Below are 1,278 nucleotides of genomic sequence, written 5' to 3' on the forward strand. Positions count from 1 at the left end.
CGTTCGCGGGCAAGGTCGTCGACGGCTGGATCAAGTCCGGGTACGCGCTCAAGAAGATCGGCGCTCGCTATGGACTCCGGACCGACGGCGACGCCGATCCGATCGAGGGTCACCTGTACACCGCGGTGAAGGTTCCGGCCGGCCTCACGGTCGTCGCCGGTGCTTTGTACTGGCATGGCGCGGTCGTCACCGCGAAGCTTCCGCAGTCCGTCAACACCGCGGGGCAGGCAACTGCACGCGACATCCGATACTTCTAGGAAGGGGCTGAACAGCAATGGTGGCTCTGGTACTCAACAGCGACTACATTTCTCCCGCCGAACTGTCCGGCTACGTCCGCGAGGCGTTGAAGGACCGCCCGATCAACGATCTGGCGCTCATCGACGATCTGCTCCCGGACACCCTGATCGACGACGTCGACTTCCGGGCGAACATCACCCAGCTCGGTCTGCGACGTGCCGCGAAGTTCCGCACGTTCGATACCGAGGCTCCGCAGTCCGCGCGCAAGGGCGTGGCGCGGATCTCCGGGGAACTTCCTCCGATCTCGGAGAAGCGCATCCTCGGTGAATACGACCGGTTGCGACTCCGCAAGGCGGACAGCGCGATTCTCGACATCATCCTCAACGATGCCGTCGAGTTGGCCGAGGCGCTCAAGACCCGCATGATCATGGCCAAGGCTCAGGCGGTCGTGACCAGCAAGGTCTCGCTCGCGCAGGACGGCCTCGAAGTGGAGGCCGATTTCCAGCGTTCGGCGGGTCACTCGGTCACCGCAGCGACTTTGTGGTCCGGGGCGGCCGATCCGGTTCTCGATCAGGAGTCGTGGTTCACGGTCTTCCGACTTCTGAACTCGGGCAACCCGGCTCGCGCGATCACCTCGCAGCGCGTGATGTCCACGCTCATGCGGAACCCGGTGATCAAGGCGATGTGCCTGGCTCCCGGCGCGACGCAGGGAATCGTCACCCGTGAACAGGTCAACGCCTTGTTCACCTCGTTCGGCCACCCGCCGTTCGAGATCTTCGACGCGCAGGTCGAGGACTACAACGGGAACACGGTCCGTCTGATCCCGGACGACCGAGTTCTGTACATCGCCTCGAACGGTGCCAAGCTCGGCGAAACCCTGTGGGGCATCACGGCCGAGGCGATCGAGTCCGACTACAACATCGACGCCACCGAAGCGCCGGGCGTTGTCGTTGGCTCGTACATCAACCCCGATCCGATTCAGCGTTGGACGAAGGCGTCGGGCATTGGTCTGCCGATCCTCGGCAACTCCAACGCGACGAT

At 64.0% G+C, this 1,278-nt stretch carries 2 protein-coding genes; both read left to right on the forward strand.

Annotated elements, in window-relative coordinates:
• The coding region (locus ASG84_RS27850; protein ID WP_057478833.1) for a hypothetical protein at positions 1-257 on the forward strand (257 nt) is incomplete at its 5' end.
• 17 nt (positions 258-274) lie between these two features.
• The coding region (locus tag ASG84_RS20395) for a major capsid protein (protein WP_057478834.1) at positions 275-1,278 on the forward strand (1,004 nt) is incomplete at its 3' end.

It is taken from the genome of Rhodococcus sp. Leaf278 (genome assembly GCF_001426085.1).
Taxonomy (GTDB): Bacteria; Actinomycetota; Actinomycetes; order Mycobacteriales; family Mycobacteriaceae; genus Rhodococcoides.